Annotated in this window: 2 protein-coding genes; both read left to right on the forward strand. The window is 76.1% G+C overall.

The features are described from left to right. Positions 1 to 1,405, forward strand: a 1,405-nt coding sequence (locus AB0E96_RS35265; RefSeq protein ID WP_359829928.1) for an FtsX-like permease family protein, incomplete at its 5' end; no start/stop codon positions are given. A gap of 586 nt (positions 1,406 to 1,991) precedes the next feature. Next, positions 1,992 to 8,085 (forward strand): beta-ketoacyl synthase N-terminal-like domain-containing protein (locus AB0E96_RS35270; protein WP_359829930.1); only part of this gene is annotated, 6,094 nt, incomplete at its 3' end.

Consider the following 8,085-nt stretch of genomic DNA (forward strand, 5'->3'; position numbering starts at 1 on the left):
GGTCGGCTGCCAGGCCTTCCAGTCGGTGTTCGTCCTGCCGTCGATGCTGGAGACCGACTGCGTGGCGTCCTCGTTGGCGGCCAGGTCCTCGTGGACCGGCGCGGCGCTGCTGCCGGCCGGGGCCGGTCTGCTGATCGCGGGCCATGCCGCGGCGCTGCCGGGCATGTTGCTGATGTCGATCGCCTTCTTCCCGCTCGGGCCCGCTCTTGTCCGCGGCGTCGTCCCGGTCCTGACGGCCGCCTTCCCACGGCTCTTCGGGCCGATCGGCGCGATCGCCGCCGGGAACACGCTGCGCAACCCGCGCCGCACCGCCGCCACCTCTGCCGCGCTGATGATCGGTATCTGCGTGGCAACGACGATGGCCGTCTCGGCGGCCTCCGCCTCGGACTCCATGGCGGCTCGCACCGACCGGATGCTCGGCGCGGACTTCATCGTCAGCGGACAGCACGCGCAGGCGCAGTTCGGACCCGAGGCCGCCGCGGCGGCGCGGCGGGTACCGGGAATCGGCGAGGTCGTCAGGGAACGGATCACCAAGGCCACGCTCACCGCCGGAGCGACCACGCTGTCCACCACCGTCTACGGCGACGAGCCCGGCTTCCCCACCGCGATGCACGAGACCTACACAGCGGGCGATCCGCGAACCGCGCTCACCCGCGGCCAGATCGTCCTCGTGGACGCCATGGCCGAGCGGCTCGGCGTCGGGATCGGCGACCGGGTCACCCTCGCCGGACCGGGCAGCCCCCCGGTGACCCTGACGATCGGCGCCGTTCAACGCCAAGAACCGCCCGGCATGTCGATGGGCCGGGTACGACTCGCGCCCAGCGTCGGACTCGACGTCCTGTCCGCCCTGGCTCCCACCGCCTCCGACACCACCCTGTTCGCCTTCACGGCCCGCGGCGCGGACCCGACAGCGGTCGGGAAGGCGCTCACCACGGCGCTGGCCGGGTACCCACAGCTGGCCGTGCAGGACCGGGCGGCCTACAAGGCATCCGTCCGGAGCAGCGCCGACCGGATGCTCTCGATGGCGTACGGGCTGCTGGCCCTCGCGGTCGTCATCGCGGTGCTGGGCGTGGCCAACACGATGGCCATGTCGGTCGGGGAACGGACGCGCGAGATCGGCATGCTGCGCGCGGTCGGCGCCTCACGCCGCGAAGTCCGCCGGATGGTCCGCCTGGAGTCGGTCGTGATCACCGCGCTGGGGGCGCTGTCAGGCGTGTCGCTCGGCATCGCCTGGGGGATCGCCCTCCACCGCATGGCGGGTGAGGGCCAGACCGTCCTGTCAGTGCCCTGGATCACCCTTGCGGAACTGACGGCGGCCGCCGTGATCGCCGGCCTCCTCGCGGCGCTGGCCCCGGCTGCGCGGGCGGTTCGCCTCGACATCCCGTCCGCGCTGGCCGCGGACTAGCGACGCGCTGCGTTCCCGCTCGGCGAAGACCGTGCGGAACGCCCCCCGGGTGAGCCCGTCCCCGGCGGCCGTCACGCCGCCGGAGCCGTGGGCGGCCGGACACGAACGGGTCTTCGGGAGTTCGTGGCCGCCGGCCGCTCATGGCGGCGACCCGGCCGAGGCGGGCGCGTCGGTGACCCGCGCCCGCCGGGCGGCCCGTCACCGTGACCAGGGAGGAGGACGGCTCCCGGGTGGCGTTCCCCCGCGGGACAGGCAGTGTGACGTCCCGTCACCCGACCACGGGCGGCGTCGATCACCGGACCGGCCCGCAGGGCGGACGCCGTCGTCAACTTCCCTCCGTGGTCGTGCTTTTGGCTCGATCTCCGACTCATTCGGGGGTGACGCCAGGGACTGTCGATTGTCTTGACATGCACGCGCAACGTGCGTTTAACCTGTCGGGCACTACCCGCTAGTAGTGTCAACCTACAAGCGGGCGGCGAATCGCGCGAGAGTGCCTCCGGCAATGCCGCGGGGGCGCTTCGTGATGCGCTGCACCGAGAGTCGCTCGTGCCCCCGCTGCGCCGTCAGACTCACACCGGGAGAGCCCATGAGGTCCGCCGCACAGTCGACCACCGCACCGACCGCACTGCTGACCGACCTCGTCATCGGCCTCACGCCGTTCCAGCAGCCGGATGCGGGGCTCGTCGAGGCCGTGTCCCGCGCGGGCGCGCTGGGTGTGCTGGACCTCGGGGCGGGGGACCGCCGCGCCCGCGAGGAACTCGCCACCCTCCGCGGGCGGTTCACCGGCCGGTTCGGCGTCAGGGTCGGCCCCGGCTGCGGGTTCGACCTCGCCGAGCTGCGCTCGCGCGGCGGTGCGGGACCGGACACCGTGGTACTGGCCGAGGGCGCCCCCCGCCGGAACGCGGCCGAACTGGCCGGTGCGTACCGCCTGTTGGTCGAGGTCACCGATCTCGCGCAGGCACTCGCGGCGGTCCGCGCCGGCGCGCACGGACTGATCGCGCGCGGCAGCGAGAGCGGCGGCCCGGTCGGTGAGTTGAGCACCTTCGTGCTGCTCCAGCAACTGCTGGCCGCGCCCGGGATCGGGGTGCCGGTCTGGGCCGGCGGTGGCATCGGCCTGCGCACCGCGGCGGCGGCGGTGGCCGGCGGGGCGGCCGGAGTGGTGCTGGACAGCCAGCTCGCGCTGCTCGCCGAGTCGGCGGTTCCGCAGGAGATCGCGGCGGCCGTGCGCCGCATGGACGGGTCCGAGACGGCGGTGGTCGACGGGTGCCGGGTGCTGCAGAGGGCCTCCTCCGGCGAATCGCCGGGAGCTCGGCTGATGGTCGGTCAGGACGGTTTCCTGGCCGGCAGATTCGCCGATCGATGGAGAACGGCCGGGGCGGCGGTCCGCGCGGTCCGGGACGCCGTGCTGGACGCACTGCGGGCCGCGGCCGCGCCCGGTGCGGCGTCGGCGCTGCTCGGGCCCGGTACGCCGATGAGCCGGGCGCTGGGGACCGGATTGCCCGTGGTGCAGGGCCCGATGACCAGGGTCAGCGACCAGCCGGGGTTCGCGGCCGCGGTGGCCGAGGCGGGTGGCCTGCCGGTGGTGGCCCTCGCCCTGGCCGGCCCGGAGCAGACCCGTGACCTGCTGGCGGAGACCGCCGCCGCCCTCGACGGACAACCCTGGGGCGTAGGGGTGTTGGGCTTCGCGCCGGAGGAGGTGCGGAGCGCCCAGCTCGCCGAGGTGCTGGCGGCGCGTCCCACCCACGCGGTGATCGCGGGCGGGCGCCCGTCGCAAGCCCGGGTGCTGGAGGAGGCGGGTGTCCGGACCTTCCTGCACGTGCCCTCCCCGGGGCTGCTGAAGCAGTTCCTGGAGGACGGGGCCCGCCGGTTCGTCCTGGAGGGCTCGGAGTGCGGCGGACACGTCGGGCCCCGGCACAGCTTCCCGCTGTGGGAGGCGCAGTCGGCGGTGGTGGAGGACTTCCTGGCCGCCGCGCGGGACAGCCCTCAGGTGGAGCTGCTGTTCGCGGGCGGCGTGCACGACGAGCGCTCGGCGGCCATGGTCGCGGCGCTGGCCGCACCGCTGGCCGGCCGGGGTGTGGCGGTGGGACTCCTGATGGGGACGGCGTACCTGTTCACCGAGGAGGCGGTGGCCCACGGCGCCGTCCAGCCGCAGTTCCAGCGGCAGGTGCTGGCGGCGCGCGGGACGGAGCTGCTGCAGACGGCTCCCGGGCACGCCACCCGCTGTGTCGCGAGCCCGTTCACGGCCGAGTTCGAGCGGACCCGGGAGCGGCTGCGGGCCGAGGGCGTGCCCGAGCGCGAGGTCTGGGAGAGGCTGGAGCGGCTGAACGTCGGCCGGCTGCGGATCGCCAGCAAGGGCCTCGACCGGGTGGCCGGGGAACTCGTCGGGGTGGACGAGCAGGAGCAGCTGGCCCGGGGCATGTTCATGGCCGGGCAGGTCGCCGTCCTGCGCTCGGCCACCACGACGGTGGCCGAGCTGCACGCCGCGGTCGGCACCGGCGCGGCCGGATTCCTGTCCGCGCGGGCCACCGACCTGGTGGAGCGGCTGGGCCTGGTACCGGAGGCCGCGGCGGAGCCCGAGCCGGCTCCGCTCGACATCGCCGTGATCGGCATGGCCGGCATGTTCCCCGGCGCCCCCGACCTGCCGGCCTTCTGGGCGAACGTGGTCGGCGGGGTGGACGCGGTGACGGAGGTGCCGGCCGAGCGCTGGGATCCGGCGCTCTACCACTCGGCCGACGGCGGCCCCGGCAGCACGCCCTCCAAGTGGGGCGGCTTCCTGCCGCGGATCCCGTTCGACCCGCTGGCCTACGGGATCCCGCCGGCCGCGCTCGGCAGCATCGAGCCGGTGCAACTGCTCGCACTGGAGGCGGCGCGGCGGGCGCTGCTGGACGCCGGGTACGACGGCGGGGGAGCGGAGGGCGGCCGGGACTTCGACCGGCGCCGCACCAGCGTGGTGTTCGGCGCGGAGGCGGGCAGTGACCTGTCGAACGCGGGCGTGCTGGGCGCGGTGCTCCCGGCCTACCTGGGCAAGGTGCCGGAGGCGATCGCCGAGCAGTTGCCGACGCTCACCGAGGACTCCTTCCCCGGCATGCTCTCCAACGTCATCTCCGGCCGGATCGCCAACCGCCTGGACCTGGGCGGCGCCAACTTCACGGTGGACGCCGCCTGCGCCTCCTCGCTGGCGGCACTGGACGTGGCCTGCAAGGAACTGGCCTCCGGGGCGAGCGACCTGGCCCTGTGCGGCGGCGCCGACCTGCACAACGGGATCAACGACTTCCTGCTCTTCGCCTCGGTGCACGCGCTCTCGCCCACCGGCCGCTCCCGCCCGTTCGACGCGTCGGCGGACGGCATCGCGCTGGGCGAAGGCGTCGGCTGCCTGGTGCTGAAGCGGCTGGCGGACGCGGAGCGGGACGGCGACCGGGTGTACGCGGTGGTCCAGGGGATCGGCAGCGCGAGCGACGGCCGGTCGCTCGGCCTGACGGCGCCCCGTCCCGAAGGGCAGCGGCTGGCGCTGGAGCGCGCGTACCGCGGCGCCGGTACCGGCCCGGCCCGGGTCGGGCTGGTCGAGGCGCACGGCACCGGCACGGTGGTCGGCGACCGTACCGAACTCGCCGTACTGAGCGAGGTGTTCGCCGAGGACGGCGCCGCACCCGGGAGTTGCGCGCTGGGGTCGGTCAAGTCGCAGATCGGGCACACCAAGTGCGCGGCCGGACTGGCCGGTCTGATCAAGGTCTCGCTGGCGCTGCACACCGGGATCAAGCCCCCCACCCTGCACGTGGAGCGGCCGAACGCGGCCTGGGAGGCTGACGGCAGCCCGTTCGTCTTCCACGCCGAGGCCCGTCCGTGGGCCGCCGCACCTGCCGAACGGGTGGCCGGCGTCAGCGCGTTCGGCTTCGGCGGTACCAACTTCCACGCGGTGCTGCGCGGTTACGACGGGCCGACGCCGGTGCACGGGCTCCATGAGTGGCCGGCCGAACTGTTCACCTTCCGGGGCACCGACCGGGAGCGGGCACTGCGCGGGGTCGCGGAGCTCCTGCGGTCGGCGGTGTCGGACGGCGCGCCCTGGCGGCTGCGCGACCTCGCGCTGGCAGCCTCCCGGCGGGCGGAGTCCGGGCGCGGCCCGGTCCAGGTCGCCGTGGTGGCCTCGGACGTCGCCGAACTGGTCCGGCTGCTGCGGGCCGCCGAGGCCGGAGCGCCCGCCGACGGACTGTACCTCGCGGAGGCGGCGGGCGAGCAGCCGGGCGAGGTGGCCTTCCTCTTCCCCGGGCAGGGCAGCCAGCGCCCGGGGATGTTCGCCGAGCTGTTCGCGGCCTTCCCCGGGGTGCAGCGCCACCTGCGGCTCGGCGCGGGCTACGCGGACGCGTTGTACCCGCCGCTGGCCTTCACCCCCGAGGCGAGGGAGGCGCAGCGCACCGCCGTGACGGACACCAGGGTGGCCCAGCCCGTGCTGGGCATGGCGGGCCTGGCGGCGTTCGAGCTGCTGGCCCTGGCCGGGGTGAGCCCGCAGCTCGCGGGCGGCCACAGCTACGGCGAGCTGGTCGCGCTCTGCGCGGCGGGCGCGCTGGCCGCCGAGGAGCTGCCCTCGCTCGGCGCCGAGCGGGCGCGGGCCATCCTCGGCGCGGTCGGCGCGGGCGGCGACCCGGGCTCGATGGTCGCCGTGGCGGCCGGGGCCGAGCAGGTCGAGCGGGTGCTGGCGGCCGGCGGCCTCGCGGGCCGGGTGGTGGTGGCCAACCACAACGCGCCCCGGCAGACGGTGGTGTCCGGTACGACGGCGGAGCTGGCCACCGCGATCGGGCTGCTGCGCGAAGCCGGGTACGGCGTGAAGCGGCTGTCGGTCGCCTGCGCCTTTCACAGCCCGCTGGTGGCGGGCGCGGGCGAGCGCTTCGCCGAGACGCTGGCGGCCCGGACGGTACGGGCGCCGGAGTTCCCGGTCTTCGCGAACCGGACGGCGGCCGCCTACCCGGCCGATCCGGCCGGGGTGCGGGCCGAGCTGGCGGCGCAGATCGGCGCACCGGTGCGCTTCGTGGCGCAGGTCGAGGCGATGTACGAGGCGGGCGCCCGGGTGTTCGTCGAGGCCGGCCCGGGGTCGGTGCTGACCCGGCTGGTGTCGGCGGTGCTCGGCGACCGGCCGCACCGGGCGGTGCCGTTCGAAGGCCGCCGACGGGGTCTGCCCGGCTTCCTCGACGCGCTCGCCGCGCTCGCCGTCGCGGGCGTGCCGGTGCGGACCGACCGGCTGTTCCGCGGCCGGGACGCGGTGGACGCCGGCCGGGCGCGCACGCCGCGCCGGCCCGGCTGGACGGTGGACGGGCAGCTGGTGCGCACCGCTGCCGGAGAACTGCTGCCCGGTGCGCTCGCGCCGGCCCGACCTGTACCGGAGGCGCTGATGACAGCCCAGGCACCGAACCCGAACGGCGACGCACTGGTCTCGGAGTTCCTGCGCAGCAGCCGAGAGCTGATCGCGGCCCAGCGCGACGTGCTGATGACCTACCTCGGTGGCACCGGTCAGGCGCCCGCCCCGCTGTCCCCGCCCGCCGCGCAGCTGCCGGTGCCGACGGTGGTACCGCTGCCCGAGCTGTCCGCCGCCGCCCGACCGGAGCCGGTGGCCGTGGCGCCGGTGGCGGCTGAGGCGGCTGAGGCGGCTGAGGCGGCCGTGGCCGCGCCGGTCGGCGAGGAGGACGTGCTGCGCGCGGTGGTCGAGGTGATCAGCGAACGCACCGGCTACCCGGCCGACATGATCGAGCCCGGCCTGGACCTCGAAGCCGACCTCAGCATCGACTCCATCAAGCGCACCGAGATCATCGGCCGACTCGCCGGCCGACTCGCCGGCCGCTTCGGCGACGCGCAGGGGACCGGCGCGCTCGGCGCCCTCGCCGACGAGCAGGTGGAGGAACTCTCCCGCGCCCGCACCGCCGCCGACATCACCGCCTGGCTCACCACCCGGCTCGGCGCGCCCGCCGCCGGGCCGGTCACCGCACCGGACGGTGCCGCCGCCGAGGCCGTCACCCCTGAGGCCCGCGCCGCCGACGCCCACACCCCCGGGGCCGAGCCGCCCGTCACGGGCCACGAGCCGGTCCGGCTGGCCTTCGAAGCCGTACCGCTCGCCGCCGGACCGGCCCGCACCCCGGAGGCCCTGGCGGGCAAGCGGTTCGCCCTCCTGGGGGAGGACGGCCACGGCGTCGGCCCGGCCCTCGTCGCCCGGCTGACCGCCGCCGGCGCGCACCCGCAGGCCGTCCCGGCCGGAAGCGAACTCCCGGCGGCGGACGGCCCGTTCGACGCGATCCTGCTGCTGGACCCGCTCGCGGAGAACGGAGCACCGGTACTGCCCGGCGGTGTGCCCGCCCTGCAGGCCGCGCTGGCCCTCGCCCCCGGACGGCTGATCGCCGTCCGGCCGGCCACGCGGCCGGGCCCCGGCCGGACGGACGGGCTGCGCGGACTGTTCCGCACCCTGGCCCGGGAGTACCCGGAGAGCTCGGTGCGGCTGGTCGAACTGGATCCGGCGGACCCGGCACGGGCCGCCGACCTGCTGCTCGTCGACCTGCTCGCCGACGATCGCGAGCCGGTGGTGCTGCACGGCCCGGCCGGACGCCAGGGCCTCGCGCTGGTGGAGCGCGGCCTCGGGCTGCTCGGCAGCACGGGGGCCGGGCCCGCCGGCGACGGCGTGGCGGAGGCCGCCGCGCTGGGAC

The sequence above is a fragment of the Kitasatospora sp. NPDC036755 genome (genome assembly GCF_040636595.1).
Lineage (GTDB): Bacteria > Actinomycetota > Actinomycetes > Streptomycetales > Streptomycetaceae > Kitasatospora.